Origin of the sequence: Corallococcus praedator (assembly GCF_003612125.1) — a bacterium.
Taxonomy (GTDB): domain Bacteria; phylum Myxococcota; class Myxococcia; order Myxococcales; family Myxococcaceae; genus Corallococcus; species Corallococcus praedator.
Genome location: NZ_RAWI01001170.1, coordinates 1 through 423 on the forward strand (window position 1 = coordinate 1; position 423 = coordinate 423).

Here is a 423-nt window from a genome sequence, read left to right on the forward strand (position 1 = left end):
CTACTGCGGCATCCTCCAGGGCGACTGGGGCACCTCCACCGTCTTTCGCGCCGAGGTCGCCGACGTGGTGGCGCGGGGCCTCGGCCTCACCGCCAAGCTGATGTTCTTCGTCATGCTGGTGATGGTTCCCGGCGCCCTGGTCGTCGGCGTGCTCGCCGGGATGCGCGAGGGGTCGCGCACCGACCGCGTCCTCTCCACCGCGTCGATCCTGACGACGGCCACGCCGGAATACGTCTCCGGCGTCCTCTTCATCGCCGTCTTCGCCTCGTCCGCCGTCGGGCTCAAGTGGTTCAACGGCTCCGCGACCTCCGCGATGGAGGACGCGACCTTCGTCAACTTCACCCTGCCGGTGATGACCATCGCCCTCTACGGCATGGGCTACGTCGCCCGCATGACCCGCGCGAGCATGACCGAGGTGATGAC

Annotated in this window: 1 protein-coding gene; it reads left to right on the forward strand. The window is 68.6% G+C overall.

Annotated elements, in window-relative coordinates; all coding sequences use genetic code 11:
- On the forward strand, positions 1 to 423 hold a 423-nt coding region (locus tag D7Y13_RS43575), incomplete at both ends, for an ABC transporter permease subunit (protein WP_147452742.1).